Annotated in this window: 12 protein-coding genes; 11 read left to right on the forward strand and 1 reads right to left on the reverse strand. The window is 37.8% G+C overall.

Translation table 11 applies throughout. The features are described from left to right. Positions 1-17: 17 nt before the first annotated feature. Positions 18-2,411, forward strand: coding sequence for a GumC family protein (locus E0Y80_RS00580; protein WP_156305387.1), 2,394 nt, complete (start codon positions 18-20; stop codon positions 2,409-2,411). Positions 2,412-3,515: 1,104 nt separating this feature from the next. Here the strand turns inward: E0Y80_RS00580 and E0Y80_RS00585 are convergent. Further along, positions 3,516-5,375, reverse strand: a complete 1,860-nt coding sequence (locus E0Y80_RS00585) for an acyltransferase family protein (RefSeq protein WP_156305388.1) — start codon at positions 5,373-5,375, stop codon at positions 3,516-3,518. Positions 5,376-5,567: 192 nt separating this feature from the next. On the opposite strand from E0Y80_RS00585, the gene E0Y80_RS00590 reads away from it, so the two are divergent. The 10 genes from E0Y80_RS00590 (at position 5,568) to E0Y80_RS00630 (ending at position 18,649) form a co-directional block, all read left to right on the forward strand. After that, positions 5,568-7,979, forward strand: coding sequence for a GumC family protein (locus E0Y80_RS00590; protein WP_156305389.1), 2,412 nt, complete (start codon positions 5,568-5,570; stop codon positions 7,977-7,979). Positions 7,980-8,350: 371 nt separating this feature from the next. Then, positions 8,351-8,500, forward strand: coding sequence for a hypothetical protein (locus E0Y80_RS20545; protein WP_197091429.1), 150 nt, complete (start codon positions 8,351-8,353; stop codon positions 8,498-8,500). 43 nt (positions 8,501-8,543) lie between these two features. Further along, entirely contained in the window at positions 8,544-10,397 is a 1,854-nt protein-coding gene (locus E0Y80_RS00595; RefSeq protein ID WP_156305390.1) for a hypothetical protein, read from the forward strand. A gap of 113 nt (positions 10,398-10,510) precedes the next feature. Next, entirely contained in the window at positions 10,511-10,975 is a 465-nt protein-coding gene (locus E0Y80_RS00600; RefSeq protein ID WP_156305391.1) for a S24/S26 family peptidase, read from the forward strand. Next, entirely contained in the window at positions 10,959-11,225 is a 267-nt protein-coding gene (locus E0Y80_RS00605; RefSeq protein ID WP_156305392.1) for a PqqD family protein, read from the forward strand. Before E0Y80_RS00600 ends, E0Y80_RS00605 begins: the two co-directional genes overlap by 17 nt. Before the next feature lie 2 nt (positions 11,226-11,227). Next, positions 11,228-12,334 (forward strand): nucleotidyltransferase domain-containing protein, encoded by a 1,107-nt coding sequence (locus tag E0Y80_RS00610; RefSeq protein WP_156305393.1) that lies wholly within the window; start codon positions 11,228-11,230, stop codon positions 12,332-12,334. Positions 12,335-12,338: 4 nt separating this feature from the next. After that, positions 12,339-13,964, forward strand: a complete 1,626-nt coding sequence (locus E0Y80_RS00615; protein ID WP_156305394.1) for an ABC transporter ATP-binding protein — start codon at positions 12,339-12,341, stop codon at positions 13,962-13,964. A gap of 10 nt (positions 13,965-13,974) precedes the next feature. Beyond that, on the forward strand, positions 13,975-14,901 hold the full coding sequence (locus E0Y80_RS00620) for a hypothetical protein (RefSeq protein ID WP_156305395.1): 927 nt from the start codon (positions 13,975-13,977) through the stop codon (positions 14,899-14,901). 408 nt (positions 14,902-15,309) lie between these two features. After that, positions 15,310-15,975: an imm11 family protein gene (locus E0Y80_RS00625; protein WP_156305396.1), complete on the forward strand. Its 666-nt coding sequence runs from the start codon at positions 15,310-15,312 to the stop codon at positions 15,973-15,975. Positions 15,976-16,558: 583 nt separating this feature from the next. Then, positions 16,559-18,649: a hypothetical protein gene (locus E0Y80_RS00630; protein ID WP_156305397.1), complete on the forward strand. Its 2,091-nt coding sequence runs from the start codon at positions 16,559-16,561 to the stop codon at positions 18,647-18,649. The last annotated feature ends 273 nt before the right edge of the window (positions 18,650-18,922 follow it).

Consider the following 18,922-nt stretch of genomic DNA (forward strand, 5'->3'; position numbering starts at 1 on the left):
TATTTTAACTATTTTACATGAGCAATTTACCAAATTTAGAATCACATAAATCTGAAGATTCAGAAATTAATTTAAAGCAACTACTTGAGCAATACACATATTATTGGAAATGGTTCATTATTTCTATCGTTGTGTGTCTAATAGGTGCTTTTATCTATTTGCGTTATGCTGATAAGATTTATAATATTACTGCAAAGATTCTACTTCAAGATGAAAGTAAAGCAACTGGTGAATTAGCTGGTCTTTCAGAAATTGCAAATCTAGCAGGAGGTAGCCCTGCTTCTGCTTTTGTTCTAGATCAGATTGATGTTATGCAATCGAGGAGAATTTTTTCAAAAGTTGTGGAACAAAACAGATTAAATACACTTTATTTCAATAAAGGAAATTTGAAAAGTTCTGAATTACTTGAATCTCAATCCCCACTGCGTCTTGTCATACTTGAACCTAATAATTTAAACTTAGACTCAGTAAAATATAACTTAACAATTCGAAAAAGTGGTAATAAATATATATTAGAGGATAAAGAAAATGGTATTCGAGATTATTCTTTAGGACAAAAATTTACAAGTCCACTTGGAAAGGTTCTTATACTCCCTCAAGGGGGTAAGTCTTTAGAGTCAGACATGCAAATTTCATTTGTTCCTGTAAATCAGTATGTTGATGATCTTTTGAAATTAATTCAAATTACTCCTAATAAAGAAAAGCAATCATATGTAGTTAATTTTTCAATGAATTCAGGAAATATCAATAAAGCTGAGTTAATACTGAATTCATTAATTGATCAATACAATAAAGATGTAACTGAGGATAAATCAAGATTGAGTAAGGCCACTATTCAATTTATTGATTCAAGACTAGATTTAATTTCTAAAAATTTATCTGAGGCGGATTCTAAAGTAGCGGATTATAAAGATCAAAATAATTTGGTTGATATGAGTTCAGAAGTTCAACTTTATATGCAAAATGCATCTGAAAATGAACGAAAGTTAGTTGAATATCAAACACAATTACGTCTTTCAGATATGATGGGAACGGCAGTAAATACTAATTCCGGCCAGTTATTGCCAACAAACATTGGGTTGGAAGATCAATCAATTCAAATGACTGTTAAAAGTTATAACGATCTTGTTTTAGAAAGAGATGATTTGTTGAAATCTGCTACACCAAACAATCCTGTTGTTCAGAACTTAAATAAGAGTATTAGTGAAATAGGTTCTACATTGAGAGCTTCATTATCTAATTACAGACAACTTTTACAAAGTAATGTAGATGCTGTTCAATCCCAAAAAAATAAGTTTGAAGGAAAACTAAACCAATTACCTAATCAAGAACGGGGTTTTAAAGATATTTCTAGGGAGCAACAAATTGTTGAATCTCTTTATTTATTTTTGTTACAAAAAAGAGAGGAGACTGAGATTAAAGCTTCTGCTACGCCCGCAATTTTGAAAGTTGTTGATGAAGCGTATGGTTCAAGTAAACCAGTTTCTCCTAAAAAACCAATAGTATTATTTGGCTCCCTAATAGCTGGATTTTTAATCCCATTTGGGATTTTATATCTTAAATTCTTAATGGATAATAAAGTTCATTCAAGGAAGGATATAGAAGAGAAATTTAACGCACCAATTTTAGGCGAGATACCAGCTACAGATGATCCAGTAGTTAAAGATAATGATAGATCATCTTTGGCAGAAGCCTTTCGTATTTTAAGAACCAATATTGCATTTATGTTAGGTTCGAAAAAAGACTCAGCTGTTATTTTTGTAACCTCTACAACATCTGGAGAAGGTAAATCTTTTGTTTCGACAAATCTATCCAGAATCTTAGCAATGTCAGGTAAAAAAGTATTGTTAATTGGGGCTGATATTCGTTCGCCAAAAGTATTGGATTATTTAGGTTTGTCCCATTTGCAGCATACTAATATAGGTATCACACAATATTTGATTAATCCAGATATGCCAGTTGATAATATTATTATTCATAAACCTGCTCCTTATGACTTTGATGTTATTTATTCAGGTTATATTGCTCCAAATCCTGCGGAGTTATTAATGAATGGTCATTTTAAAGAAGTGATTGAATATGGTAGAGAAAATTATGATTATGTAATTGTTGATACTGCTCCTGTGAGTTTGGTAACCGATACTTTATTAATTTCTGAGTTTGCAGATCTTACTATGTATGTTGCACGTGCTAATTACTTAGACAAACGCTTATTAAATGTTCCTAAGGAACTATATGAACAAGGAAAGCTCCGTAATATGGCAGTTGTGTTGAATGATGTTGACTTCGCTAGAGGTTATGGATATGGATATGGATATGGATATGGTTATGGCTATATTGATTCGAGTTCAGTATCAATGAAAGAAAAACTACGAAAAAAGGCAAAGAAACTGTTTAGAAGTAAAAAATAGAATAAAGGCGAAGATTATTTTTGAGTAAAAATAGTTCGAATCAAATGGTTATACGTAGATAGTTTTAAGATACTCGTGTATTAATTAATTAAGAAAGTCTGCATGCTAATTACTTAATATTCATTGTTTAACAACTTGAAAATTAAGAGAGGCAGAATTAAGAAGCAAATTATAATTTGTTTTCTTGATATTGAAACTGAATGTTTAAAGAAGCTTTTTCGAAAAAAACGCCTAAAGTGTCAAGCCGTCAAAAAGTATTTAGAAAGAAGTTATTGGACGGCTTGCATCAGGAATGCTGTAAGTTGCAAATATTCTTGAGTTCATCATTTATTCATTCAATAATAGCTCTCTTTCTGGGTATTATTTTATACGTTTGACTTAAGTTTAACCTTTCCTATTTCTCCTTGACTATGCAACTGGGTATATCGAAGAAATTGTCTCATCGATATATCCACAGGACTTAAAATATTAATGGTCAATATTGAAAAGCTAATGATTTCTCTATCGTAGTGTTTTATTGGATTAATAGATTATTTTTATAAATCATTTTATATGGTATGTTTTTCAAGATGGACCAATTGGATATTCTGGCAAAAATGACCCACTGATTTTTGTTTTACAGGATTACCTACTGGCCTGACAATATTACTTCTTTTTTCTTAGACTTTCGACTTTAAGTTCAATCCGATGGGATGTGTTTGGGTCAATATGTGCCAGAATGCCATGCATTAACAGTTTCTAAATGCAGATGGCGATTTATTTTTTGTCCAGATTGCTGGGGTCTGCTTACTCCAGAATATCCACTAATAGGCATTGTAAGATTGTTACATGCAGGGATAGCTAATCCTGGTTTTATATTGATCTGATAATTAGGCTGATAATAACTGATTATTCGGTTTTAGTCAATTACTTGTAGATATTTAGCTATTAATTTTTGGTAAAATACCCCTCTTTCTAAGCACATTATTATATTTGTTCATTCATTTTCCTTAGAGGATTATGAACACTTGGTTAATAGGCCTTATCCTTCTGGGTAAGGCCTTATTCTTTTATTTAGATTTTTTTTAGGATTCAAGAATATTATAAAAAATTACCTCATTAGTATTAATTTTCGCTTTTAAAAATTTGTTCCAAATTGGGCATATACTGCCTGGTTCCAAAAGTGCTGAAGTGCTCTGTATCATAAATGTAACTAGAGCTACCGTCTGAATGTTGGACTGTTGACGATTTATAAATGTCTATATAATTTTCTCGAGGAATTATTGAATTCATGTAGTCATTAACAAGTTCCTTCTTTTGAATTACCCTTCTCTGAAAATTTAATCTATATCTATTTTGTAGCCATATAGCTGTAGGCACCTCAATTTCATATTGCTCAGTCTGGCCAATATAAATTACCGGGATATTAAAATCTGAAAAATATTGATTATTGGACGCAACTAGTTCTTCTATTTGCTTTTTGCTGTAACCTGAATAATTGGACATTAGTATAACCTTTTTTATTCTTTGGTGCGAACTAGGGATAAGATCTTTAAATACCCAATTCATTAATTCTTTTGGCCCTCGATATGCGCTGATTGTCTCCTTGCTCGGAAACACCTCATCAGCTGTTAATTGAATTAAATTGATGCCCTTCTCCTGAGCCATCTCTCGAATGGTGCTAGCAAACATAGCTGCATAACAATCTCCAATTAAGAGGTAATTTTCCCTTACTTTTATATTAGGATTTAAATATGGTTTAGTGTAGCTCGAAAAATCTTCATTGTATCTCAAATGATATTTGTTATAACCATACTGATCCTTGGTGTTATTTCTGGGATAAGAAAGGTAGAATTGCCTAAGTGTAAATTTTTCTTTTAGAATAGACTTATCATCTTTTATTATTAGAAAGAAGAGACCTATTGTAAGAATAGAAAGTGCAGGAATCACTAAGAGTTTTTTGTTGGAAAATGAAGGAGATTTTCTTTCTAACAATTTATAAGTCAATTCTGATAAAATCAGACTTATCAATAAAATGACTGTTTTCTGTGATATTTCCGCAAAACAATCGAAATATTTTGATAGAACAATAAGTGGCCAGTGCCAAAGATAAATGGAGTAAGATCGGAGTGCGAGATACTTAATCAGAAGTAATTGGGGGAAGTAACTTTTCTGATAAAGAAAAATCAAAAATGAGGTCATAAGAACAATGGGCACGGTCGTAAAGTTTGGCCATGACGACTTGTCAATTGGGACAACCCCAGTGATAAATAAAACAATTAATAATAGACTTATACCTGCTATTATATTGGTCTTTCTTTCAGAAAAATTTGGCTTGTATTTCCCGCTTAAAGAGAATAAAAGACCTCCGGCAAGGAATTCCCATAACCTTGAAGGGAGCATATAGAAATTTAAGGCATGGTAGCTTCTATGCAATATCCACATACATCCGATTGATATTAAGATAAACAGTAACCAAATAATGTTTTTCGATAACACCTTACACCTATAAATGAAAATTAAGATAAAAGGACAGATTAAATAATACTGAATCTCTAGTGAAAGGGACCAAGTATGTAGTAATAAATTGAGTTCTGATTTAGGCTGGAAGTATCCTGATAATAAATAATAATAAAAATTAGAGGTAAATAGTGCGCTACTTATGGCAGAGAGGCTATATTCATAGAGTTTGATGTCAAAAAAGAGGAAAATAAACAATAAGAATGTCAGGAGCACCGAATAGTAAACTGGAAAAATTCGTTTGGCTCTGCTTAGGTAAAATGAATATAATTGGAAACTGTTGTCTTTCAGACGGGAAAAAATGTTAGCAGCCATCAAAAAGCCCGATAATACAAAGAATATATCTACTCCAACATATCCATTGTTGAAATAGGGTATCTGCAGATGATAAGCTACTACAGAAATGATGGCTAGCGCGCGCAGCAAATCCAGGTCGTTACGGTAATATTTTATAGAGGATGACATGATACTTGGTTTAGCACTAATATACCTGATTTTATCTTTCGAACGAATTAAATTCTGTAGGTCTTAGGGTCAGAATAAATTTTTCTTTAATATGGAATTTTTGATTTTTTAATAGCGGATGGATATAAGTCTAAATTTTAAACTGTATAATTGTGCTTAGATTAAGATATACCAAGTGTCATTAACTCTATTATGAATAATTTTACTAGCCCAAATTCTCTGGAGGCGAAAGCAGTCCCCCTAAAGCAGCAGATTGACCTGTATCTATCCCATTGGAAACTTTTTTTAGTGTTTTTGGTTATATCCCTATTTGTTGGGTTCCTATATCTTAGATATGCGCAAAAATTATATTACACTCAGGCCATGATTCTATTGGAGGATGAAAAGCAGGCGAGTGGGGAAATGGCCGGGCTTTCCGAACTGGCAAATCTCGCCGGAAGAACATCTTCTTCTGCAGCATACGTGAACGACCAGACCCAGATATTGCGTTCTCGGCGCATCCTCAGGAAGGTTGTGGACGCCAATGAACTACATATAAGTTATTTTATAAAAGGCAAAATCCGAGAGAGTGAGCTGTTAAAATCAGGCAGTCCAATAAGATTACTTATTCAGGAACCGGCACATGCAAGAATGGATAGCGTTGTTTATGAGGTCTACCTCAGCAAGAGCCAGGAGGGATACAAGATTTGGGATGAGTCGGGCGAAAAACGAGATTATACAATAGGACAGAAAATAAGCTCTCCAATTGGTCCTATATCCCTACTATCCACAGGTCTTTTTCCAGAATGGACAGGTGAGATCAGAATTCAGGTACTGCCCAAGGATTTTGCTGTAAATATACTTCAGGGAATGGTAAATATTGAGTCGAATTCCAAAGAGCAATCCTTCGCTATTCGAATGTCTACTGAAACCACATCGCCGGCAAAAGGTGAAATGATCCTAAATTCACTGATCGATCACTATGATCAGGATCGAAGTTATGATAAGGAAACTGTCTTTCGCAATACATCGACATTTATCAATTCCAGATTAGAGCTTATCAATCGGGACCTAAGGGCCGCAGACTCTCGGATCGCCAACTTTAAAGGTGAAAACGAGCTAGCGGATATCCAGGCTCAAACCCAGCTGCTGATGAAAGATGCCTCTGATCAGGAGAAGAAACTTGTGGAGTATCAAACGCAGCTCTATCTTGCAGAAATTGTACGGGAATCCTCCAGTAAAGAAAATTTTTCTCTCTTGCCATCCAATATCGGGCTGACGGACCAAACAGTCCAAGGCCAGATCAAATCTTATAATGATCTGATTCTTGAGCGCTCTGAACTTTTACGGTCCAGTACATCGGAGAGCCCGGTGCTTGTAAGTTTGGAGAAAAGTATATCAATGCTGAAAGATAATCTTTTGATTTCACTTGATAATCTTAAGAAGGGAATTGAGGTGAACATCACAAGCCTTCAAAACCAGAAACAGAAACTGTCAGGGAAATTATCCAGTTTTCCTGATCAGGAACTACAATTTCGCGACATTTCACGGCAACAGAAAGTCGTTGAATCAATCTATCTTTTTTTGCTCCAAAAACGGGAGGAAAATGAGATCAACGCTTCTGCCACGCCTGCTAACCTGAAAGTGGTAGATTATGCCTATGGCTATACCGTGCCAGTTTCACCAAAGAAACTCTATGTGTTGATTGGAGCACTTATATTGGGTTTCAGTATACCTTTTGGCCTGCTTTATCTGAAGTTTTTACTGGACAACAAAATACACTCCAAAAAGGATCTTGAGGAACTTATCGGAGCGCCGGTATTAGGCCAGGTACCAAAAGTCGATGAAAAGATCATCCAGGATAATTCAAGGACTTCCCTGGCCGAAGCATTGCGGATTATCCGGACCAATATCGCTTTTATGCTTGGTTCGACAACACAACAAGGGAAAGTCATCTATGTGACCAGTACCATATCAGGGGAGGGTAAATCTTTTATAGCCACAAATCTTTCGAGTATAATTGCCCAATCCGGAAAGAGGGTTCTATTAATTGGGGCAGATATCAGATCCCCTAAAGTACTGGAATATTTAGGCATATCACACCTTAAGCATACCACTATCGGAATTACCCAGTATTTGCTTGATCCCACGATTCCAGTTGAAAAGCTAGTTCTGAAATATCCTAAGACGTATGCCTTTGATGTGATCTATTCGGGATATATTGCCCCTAATCCTGCCGAATTGCTGATGAACGGTAACTTTAAGGGTATAATCGAATATGCACAGAATGCATATGATTATGTGATCGTGGATACGGCTCCGGTTAGTTTGGTAACCGATACCTTATTGATATCAGAGTTTGCCGATATAACCATTTATGTGAGCCGCGCAGATTACCTGGATAGAAGGCTCACCGAAATACCTCGGGAACTCTATGTAGAAGGTAAGCTTAAGAACATGGCTCTCGTGCTTAATGATGTTGACTTTAAGAGCGGATATGGCTATGGATATGGGTATGGATATGGTTATGGAGAGCCAGACAATCAAAACAGGGGTAGAATTGCAATACTGACCCAAAAAATTAAAAAACTTTTAAGTCCTAAGGAAAAACTAGATGATTTGTAACGTTTATGTTGACTTAATAGATAGATCTGTATTTTTCAAAGGAATACGAGTGAATACATATACTATAATTTAATGCGGTTTCTTAAAAAGTCTATTATATTTTGTTTTTAATAAAACTTTTTTCTAATATTGTTGTTAGCTTAAATTAGTTAAGCTGCCATTATTAATTAACCATATCAATAAATATTAGCCATTAAGGAAGATATTCAGGCAGGTAAAGGGATTTAGATAAATTTGATTTACAGTATTGGATTTACCATTTTCCTTTAATTTACATAAAAATTTTAAAAAAAAATTAACAATGAATTAATATTAGTTTCAAAAAAATTTAACCAAAAACAAGTGTTCATATGAAAAAAAAGGAAAATCAAGTGTACGAAGCGCCTGAGATGAAGGTGCTCGTCGTAGAACTCGAACAGGGTATTGCTGCCGCATCCGGTGCGGCTTCCCCGGGCGCAACTCCAGGCGTCGATGATTGGGGAGATGGTGGTTCAGGTGGTGGAAATTGGGAAGGCCAATAATTTGCCGTTAACTAAAATTCTTAACTTAAGTAAAATCAACAATATGAATTTTATTCGACTTAAACGTGCAAATTGGGTTGTCATGATGGCAATTCTTGCACTACCTGGAGCACTATCGACTAGCTGTTCCAAACAGACAGACCCTACTGAAGAAGTAGCTCCAAAGGGTGACAAACTAACCATATCGGTACTGGGTATTAACGAAGGTGATAGCAATAAAGATAAAAAATCAAAAGCCTCATCAAAAAATAGCAGCTCGAGCGGGCATTCGGACCAAAAAGTATATGCGTTCCATGATGTAGATATGGCAGTATCCATAGACAATACACTACCTTCAAGAAACGCGAGCAGAAAGGTGATCGCAAGATCAAATAACATTTCATCATCAGCTGGGTTAAAAGCTGCGACGCCTGCAGAAGATGGTTTAAAGTATGTGGTCTATATCTATGATGGCTCGACTTTGGTAACTTCTACTGAACTTACCTCAGGAACTGCCGGAACAATCGAAGGGCTCGATCCTGCGTCTTCCTATACCTGGGTTGCACTATCGTACAATAGTTCAGATCAGGCTCCTGCACTGGCGCCTTCATCGGGATCAATAGATCTACCGCAGAACACCGATGTCCTGTATGCTTCGGGCACGGTAGACTTGGCAACCGACCCATCGATCGGAATATTATTTAACCATGCCTTTTCACGTATCGGCATCGAACTGAACACCATTGGTGTTTTTGGCGAGATTACAGGAGACCCACTGGTTTCTGTAACTGGTCTAGATTTAGCAAGTGGCAGCATCAACTTATTAGATGGTGCAATCACCGCTGGAGCTAATTATACACCAACACTAAGCTATGCAGATTTTGTAAATGTTGACCCTGCCTTCAATGATGCAAAAATTGCCTATGTGTATACGGCATCCACGGCCGAACAGACCTTTTCGGTATCTGTGCAGAATCTTACCATCCAGCATGCCGATGGAAATTTGGCTAGGACATACTTTGCTACCGCAGCCCCATTTGCCTCGACCATTACACCGGAACTCGGAATGAATCATCATGTATTATTGAATGTGGTAGAATCTCCGTTGACTACAAATTACGGCGGTAATAATCAGGTGAAATGGGCTCGCTCTAACTTGTATTACAGAGGAAACAATGGCGGAGGGCGTGATTATGCTTTCTATGCAAATAATACCCAGACAAGTAGGGCAAACGGTTATTTCGGTTTTGGAGGTACAGTTGCGGGAACATTTGCAACCGCTGCAACAGAGGGTGATCCTTGTGCCAAAGTATATCCAGAAGGATTGTGGAGGCAGCCTAGAATAACAGACTTTAATAGCATGACCACCAGCGAAGGGACATTGGGTAACGTCTTGAGCAGCATCATCGGTGGTCTCTTGGGCGGTTCCAGCCCATCTACTGTTTCAGCTGTTGGCTCCAATTATGTGGAGTACGGCAATGTAGTAGGTGCGCCAGCTTCTGGATCAAATGCATTTGGTGATGCCAACAGTACATCAAACAGACTGCGTTTTTATTATAACGGACAGATCAATAACGTAACGGCACTTACTGCGATCGGAAACGGCGGAGGCCTTGTTGGCCTTGGCTTGAACGATCTTTCAGTAGATCTAGTCGATCAAAATGTAATCAATCTTGGAGTCGATCTATTGGACAGTTATGGGGACCTCACAGCCCTATGGACGCATGACCAGGCGCTTAACCTTCTAGGGCTTGTAGGAATGGGTACTTGGGGATACCTAGGCACAACGGTTGATCCTGTGCTCGGAAGTAATTTTGTTGCTGGACGTAAGACCGCCGAATTACTGAACGGTGTTTCTGCATTGGGCGTTGATGTGTTGAGTACTACCCTTAAGAATGTACGCTGCGTAAGAAATTAGACCAAGTGTTTATAACCGGGAAAAACCCGAATAATGAGCGGTCCGGTAAAAAAGGGCCGCTCTATTTATTTAAGCCTATCGCTTATCACGCTATGAAATTCTAGAGAGGACTTATGGATGATGCCCTAACTGTCTCTAATCCAGTATTCTTTCAAATGGTGGAAGATTTTCTATTGAAGGATAAATCTATCCTGATCAGAGTCAAAGGAAACAGTATGCTTCCATTTCTAAGAGAGGGCGACTGTGTAGAGCTATATAAATCTGATAAAAGGGCGTTTAAAATTGGAGAGGTGGTTTTGGCCAAATGGCAAGGGAGGTATGTGCTGCACCGAATTATTTTTAAGGGGAGCAAATACTGTTACCTATCCGGGGACAATAATCTTTTTCAAGTGGAAAGAGTCAACTATGAATCTGTAATAGCAAGAGTTATTAACTGCCATAGGGAAGGAAAACCTATTGAGGTCAAGGGCATTTCCTTTCGATATAAAGGGATCTGCTGGTTTCTCCTTCGTCCATTGAGGTGGATAAATGTAAAAATTGAAAATAGTAAAAAAAAATATCATGAGACTACGAGGTGACTTAACATTACGTAAAATTGGAAACGAATATATGATCGTTGAACCTGGAAAAGACATGGTTGATTTATCAAAGGTATATTCATTGAACAAGACTGCTGCTTTTTTGTGGAACGAATTGCAGGGCAGGGACTTTTCAGAAGACGATGTTGCCGAAATTTTAATCGAAGAGTACGGGCTTACTCCACGGACCGCATACATTGACGGCACTAAAATGCTGCAGCATTTCAAGGCTGAAAAACTTATCAGGTAATCATGAGCATTATAGGCCAGGAAGATGGACGTTCATTGGGAGCATTCCTAGAGGCGTTAAGGAGTTCGCTTTGGAACCGGCCGATCAGGCATTCCTATTTCAATGGATTGAGCAGGAAAGATTGGATAAGGATATTTAGCATGTCCTTTCACCAAACCGTGGAAGGAAATTTAGCCGATGCTATCCAAGGGCTTCCTCAGACCCTTCTTCCCCCTCAGGATCTGCTACTCAAATGGATTGTAAGATTGCAGCATATAGAGGAGAATAATAAAAAGATGTCCGAGGTGATTTCATATCAGGGAAGGCTGTTTCAAGAATTCGGAATCAAAGCATACCTGCAAAAGGGACATGGTGTTTCCATGTACTACCCTAAGCCCGAAGTCCGTGTCAGTGGCGATATCGATTGGTTCTTCCCTACAAGGAAAGATTATGATCGGGCGAACCAATTGATGAAGGATCAGGGAGAAGGGTTTCATATCCAACCTGCCTACAGCAGCGGATACAGTTTTGATGGGGTAGAGATTGAACACCACCTTAAATTGATCCAGCTTCGAAATCCATTTGTTCTGAAATATTGTAGAGACCTGGTTAAAGAATTAAGCAGTGAAAATGTTACCGTCGAATTTGGATCTTCCAATGTTGAAATTCCTTCTCCGCTGCTCAATATTGTCCAGGTCAATGCGCATATCCTGAAACATCAGGTCACCTATGGTATCGGACTCAGGCAGTTATGCGATTCGGCCATCCTGTACCACCGTTTCCATGATCAAATAGATAGTGGGAAATTGAAGCATATCTACAGGAAATTGGGAATGCTGGACTGGTCCCATGTTCTGCACCAAGTGCTGGTTGACCTTCTGGGGCTTAAACCAGAGGAATTACCTTATGAGATCGAACAAAAGCCCGGGGTTGAGTGGATGAAGGAATATATTTTACGAACTGGAAATTTTGGGTTCTATGATCCCCTAAATCCTGATATCAATAACCCAGGAGGCCGGGTTAACCGAAGGGAGAGACTGATGAGCAATTTTAAGAAATTATATCCACTGGCACCGATGGAAACGATCTGTTTCCCATTTGTTTATTTATTCAGCAAAATTCACCATTAAGATTGTGGAGCATTCGGTAAAAGAACAATTTAATTGGAGTTGGAGTTTTATCAAGCCCTATAGGTTTTCTATGGTAGGCTTTTTGTCCTCAGAGCTCATCTCTTTATTTTTTAGCCTTTTTTTTATCTGGATGTCTAAAAAGGCCATAGATGCCGCCATCCACGGGAATCCTCAGGAGGTAACAGATTGTCTTTATTGGGTCGCAATTTCATTATTTATTTCCTTTCTAGCCAACTTGCTGGGGAATCGTCTCAATGAGCGAACCAAAGCCAAAATGCTTATCGATCTTCAAAATCAGATAACCTCTAGACAGATGTATGCCCAATGGATGCGAACTTCGGACTGGCACACAGGTGAGCTATTGGTTCGTACTAACGCGGATAGTCAGGAAACTATACAGGTGCTTGGAAATATCTGGATATCGACAATTATTACCTTGGTGAGAATTTTAGCTGCAATAGCTCTGTTATATTGGATGGATCCGCTTCTCGCGCTTATATTGTTAGGGGTCTGTCCCTTGATTCTGCTTTCAAAATCTTTCTTTAGAAAATTACGTAAGCTAAATCGTTTATTGAAAGAACAAGAGGGAGAGCTTGGAAAAGTAATGCAGGAGAATTTTCGAAACCGTTTATTTATTCGCTCTGTGAACTGGGAATCTGCACGCTGGCAGAAAGTACTGGATAGCCAAAATGCTATCTATTTAAAGAAGTTAAACTTACTGGATTTCTCAACCTTCTCAAGAGGAACTCTGGGAGTGGTGATGCAGCTGAGTTACCTGATAACGTTTATCTGGGGCGTTTCCAAATTACAATCCTCAGAAATCACTTTTGGCACCATGTCGGCCTTTTTGCAGCTTGTCGGAAGGATACAGGGCCCGTTGGTCACTTTGATGAGGTATGTTCCTTTGATGGTGCGGTTCCGCTCCTCGCTGGATCGGGTAATGGAGGTCTTGAATGTCCCTATTGAGCATAAAACAGCCCAAAAGAAATTGGACGCTATTGATAGGCTCTGTTTGCATAATGTGACCTTTCGTTATGGTAAGGAGTCCTTTATAAAAGAATTATCTATGGATTTCCCTAAAGGAGTACCTGTGGCAATATTTGCACCAAGTGGCAAAGGTAAAACGACACTCTTAAGAATCTTAATGGGATTGTTCCCTGTCGAGAAAGGAGAAGTGCTATTGCAAAAAGATGATCAGCTATGGTCCATTTCTGAAGCTCTACGCTGTAATTTTGCGTATGTCCCCCAAGGGGACAAACTTTTGAGTGGTACTATTGCCGATAATTTAGGGATAAATAATACAGAACATTCTGAAGAGGAAATTCAGGATGCCATTAACTTAGCTTGTGCTGAATATATTTATACTCTACCCAAGGGACTCGATACAATTGTGGGAGAAGGGGGATATGGCCTTTCCGAGGGGCAGGCACAGCGTATCGGCGTGGCGCGTGCTATTTTACAGAACAGCAGCGTCTGGCTTTTTGATGAGATTACCTCAGCACTTGACGACTCAACTTCAAGGCGTTTAGTTACCAATCTAATCGATCGAGGTAAAGATAAGGTCATCATCTTTGTGAGCCATGACCGGGCGCTGAATGAAATGTGTAAGATAATTTATACCATTGAATAAACGACCAACCATGAATAACAGAAATAAAATCGATATAATTTACTATAAAGTTGCAGATCATATCATACGTGTCGCTGACAGAATAGGAATAGACATGGACAGGGCACTACCTAGTTTTATACCATTTAGATTAGAGGAAGCTGAATTCGGGCCTAATCTGACCAGTATAGAGGTGAGCAGCGAGAAGTGCGATCTCGACCAGGACGATCTAAAACTACTTAGTGACGTCTCCGTCATTTGGGAGGAAAGGTTCCGGTTGGAAGAAAGCAAGGATTCGTATTTTACCAGTATTCTAGCAAATAATACAGAGGAAATCTGGACAATGAAGAGTTCGAAAGACTTTGCATTTTCCAAGGTCTTCTTGAATATTGAGGAGGTCTACCGTACGACCAAACTCAGTTGGCTGATTATGGTAAGTTTCGGTCAGGCATGCCTGAACAGTAGAACGTTATTGATCCACGCATCGGTGGTGACCAAGGGAAATCTAGGCTATGCATTTTTGGGTAAAAGCGGAACGGGCAAAAGCACCCATAGTAGGTTATGGCTTTCACATATAGAAGGAACCGAATTATTAAATGACGATAATCCGGCGATACGTATTTTCCCAAATGGGGAGACTTTTATCTATGGAACTCCCTGGAGCGGAAAGACGCACTGCTATAAAAATAAGAAGGCCCAATTAGCAGGGATTACGCGACTTGAGCAGGCTCCCCAGAATAGTTTTAAATGGAAGTCAGGGAGCGAGGCATTTGTGGCAGTTCTCCCAAGCGGTTCTGCCATTAGATGGGATAGCTTCCTCTTCTCTCAGATGGTGGGTATATTGGAGGCAATAATCAGTCGGATACCAGTTGGACACCTTAAATGCTTACCGGACCGAGAGGCTGTTGAATTGAGCTTTTCATTTCTTAATGAAAAAAGAATGGTTAATAAAGAATAGGGTCTTTATAAGGAGCCCGGTTTATTTTAAACAGGAAATTTTCAGATAAGTTTGTAGTCTTTTGTATCAACTAAATTTGAGGAAAGTCAAGCAAAGTTTACTGTTAGGACGAATTGGTGAGTTTTTCAAAAGCATCATATTATTTCTATTTAAGTTTACAAGACATTCAAGTCAGATTTTAAGGTGCTTGGATGAAAAAAATGTGTGGAACTTAAAAAAGTTACCAACTCCATTTCACAGTAATCATCCCGCATATAATAACTATATTATGAATGAAATAAATTTATTAAAGCAATCTGGAAATCTCAATTTGAACTCAATGCAAAACTTGCAACATAACATGCGGTTAATGATTGGTGATGCCTATCGTTCAGGTGGAACGTTAAATCAGTATTTTAAATTTTAAATATGTATTACAATATTAGATTAGATTGGGACCCGAAAGTAATTGGAGTCAAAAACGGAATTTATCAAGTGGAGCTGGATAATACTGCATATCAAAAAAAAGATTACACAATTTTGGAATCACTTTTTATTAACAATGAGTTTACTGCGAAACAGGAATATCCTGAATTGCATTTTAAGTTTTGCTTTAGAAAGTTGAAATCAGCAAAGAAAACAAGTTTTATGAGTTTTACTCCATATCTTAATCATGTACATTTCCTAATTCATAATAAAGTACTTGATCTATTAAAGGACTTTAATGTACAAAAGTATAAAGATTATGAGGCTGTCATTTACGATTCACCAACTGAAAATATAGATAATAATTATCGACTATTTTTTTGTGTGTTACAGGATTGGAACGTAATCGATTTTGAAAATACCGTATTTACGTCTGGTGGCTTTGTTAACAATCCTAAAATTGATCATAAATTCTCAGATGAAAATGAGATGAAGAAATTTAATGGTATTGTTAAAGTTAAAACTTTAGCATTATCAAAATCATTTGATAATTCATTAGATTTTTTCCTTACTCGACTTGGAGGGTTATTTGTTTCTGAAAAACTCAAATCTGCTTTAGAAGCATATGGTGCAACAGGTATAAAATTTAATAATGGAGAAGATGCCTAGACTAGTCCTTAATACTATGTCTTCAACAATCCGATACGGTTTATTGATCCGGATGGTCTAGGACCAAATGATTGACGAGTTCAGGAACTTTAGCAAGTATGATATTAATCATCTGTTGGATGATTTAGCCCTATTGGTGGAAGAATGAGCTTATACGAAAGTAGGATTGACAAACAATTTGGCTAATCAAGATAAATCCTATCAACGATCTTTCAAGGGCACGCATGGAAGAAGTAGGTCCACAGTAATTGACGAAAATGGAATGGGAGGGAGTGTCACAACTCAATATACACCTCAAAGACCCGCATCATTATTTTATAATAGAATAGGAGGTAGGGAGATATAGGTAATAACCATCCACACGATGTTTTACATGGTTTTTGCCTCCTTATTATACACCACATTAGCCTTTTTACTTTTAGTAACTAATTATATTATGTCAGTTATTGTTTATTTTTTTATCAAATCTTATACAATATATGAGAACAAAAAATAAATAATAATTGTAAAATTGCATTTATTAAAGGCCCCTCTCCCTTTGCGCCTAGCTAAAGAAAGGACCAAACTTAAAAATTAACGAAATATGAATCTGGAATCTAAAATTAGATCTCATTTGTCGATCGGATTATTGACAATGTGTACAATATTCATCACATTGCTTTCCTGTAAAAAAGAATCATCCGGAGGAAGTGAACCCCCTCCAAAAGGTAATGATTTGGAAGGAATAGCCATAGAAGATTCGAATATTCTTTCCAACCAATTAGTTGTTCTGAAGATCAAAGAGAGGGAGAAGAACCTAACAGGTAGTATCGCAGGGAAACAAATTTTATTCAAAATTGTTGACGACACAACTGCGATTTTTTTGGCTCCGGAACTCTCTGTAGGAAAGCAAACCCTTACGACCAACCTGGGAAACTTGTCCCTCAATGTACAGGCAAGCACCTCGCTGACTGAGAAACAGGTATTTGACGGACTGCAGAAGGACCTTACGGTCCTCAACGGTATTGACATATCTGATCAGAGGAAAAAAGAGCTTAAAGGCTTCCAGACAGATGTTTTGAAGATTTTCTCAAAATTGACAGCTCAGCAGAAGGAGGAAGCGTTGGCTATCTATTCTGCCAACAGAAAGTCAATACTTCAGGTGAAATCAATTGTTAAGGCTCTTCCCGAAAGGACTCTATTGGATAACGAAACGTACTTTGAAGACCAGGAAAACCAGGCATTCTTGCAAAAAAGATCTTCACTGGGTGAGGGGTCAAGAAGAGTAAATATGTCGATGGTTCAGCCATCGGCTGCTTCAAGCGATTATACGATTATCAGCCAGGACTGTCAAAGACAATATCCGGGAGACATATCAAGTCAAATGGGGTGTGCTGCAAGACCTATCAACACCCAGTACTATGGCCTTGAAAAACCGTTATTGCATTTTGGTTTCTTCTCAGCTATGACAGGTATGGCAATATATTTGTCTCCAGTTACACTTGGCGCAGCAACGGTTGCAGGATCTCTATCTGTCGCTGTTGCCGTTTATATTCTATTTGCTGAATTGGCACCCTATATTGAAATTGCCTGGGATAATTCTTCAAAGTTTTTATCCGAAAAATGGGTATTGGCAAAAGAGAAAGTAAATATTCCAAAACAGACCATAAAATCTGAAGACAGCTATAATCTGCCAAACTATTATCGTGCAAGGACCCTGTCGGGATCTGACCAGTTTCCTGGCGACTTGGGCACGTTTATGATCCTAAAAAATCGAATCCTCGAACTTATGGCCCCGGTTAGGAATATTTTTAGTCCGATGCCCGACTATGTGAACAAAGAATCGGTCATAAAGTCAACAAAGATCAAATGGCAGGTGACTGAGGTCAGCAACTCTAAAGTCCTATTAAGGGACATTAAGGAAAACAGCATTAATTTTGATCTTGCCGATTCAAGGGAAGAATCCTTCAACTACAAGCTTCATGCTGACTTTTTTGGTCAGAGGCACGAAGTTAAGGTCAACGCAGATATTAGAAAGGGATATAACGAAGACTATACGATACTATTTATCAACACTTATAATCCGGACTACAGCAAAATTAAGAGTTTCACTAGCTATAAGGAAGGTGACCTCCTAAATGTCCATAGCAATATATATTATTACTACAAAATTCTTTTTAAAGGGCAGCCGGTAACCGATCTCAATAATCCTATCCTGCACAATATCAAGAGAATGACATTTGGAGAAGCACCTATCGACAGGCTTCCAGAGTACTTTGAAGATTATGGCATTACATTTTATGATGAGTTGAACCGGAAGGAGGTTACACTTTCCTTCAAGGTTAAACTTTCAAATGAGGCGTACAGTATGATTGCAGGAAAGACATTGAACGTATCAAGCCCCCTTTATTGGGAAGGAAGGGCGTTGAAGCTAACTTTTCACGAAAACGGGAAATTAACCATTGATCTTCCAGGGGAAAATTTCACCAGGCAGAGTACCTGGAACTTTGAGGTTCACACCGCTTATGATTATACATATTGTCCAAATGGTTCTGAAATAGTCACACAGACCATTGGAGCCGTTCGGATAAACCTGACTTCGGCAGACCTGCCCCCATTCATAATCCTAAATAAGGACGGTTCGTATGGAGGGTCTGGAAGTTCCCCATGCGGGGATGGCTTTACGGTCAGGTAATCGGAATTGAGGGTATGAAGAACTTAAAGGGCGGATAATATTAAAAGTTATCCGCCCTTTGGCAATTTAAATAAGCCTATGGACGAATTAAAAAATTCAAACAGCATCCCAAACCGTAACCGCCAGATGAACTACATGTTTGATTCCAGAAGTTTCGATTGACATGATATTTTTCTAGGGTACGTTTCAGCCATTGTAGGGATTTATGCATAATCCCAGGCATATGCACCCAACCAATCGGTTTAGTCATTGCTCAAGCCCTTAGGTCCAACG

The sequence above is a fragment of the Sphingobacterium endophyticum genome, assembly GCF_009733535.1.
Classification (GTDB): domain Bacteria; phylum Bacteroidota; class Bacteroidia; order Sphingobacteriales; family Sphingobacteriaceae; genus Sphingobacterium; species Sphingobacterium endophyticum.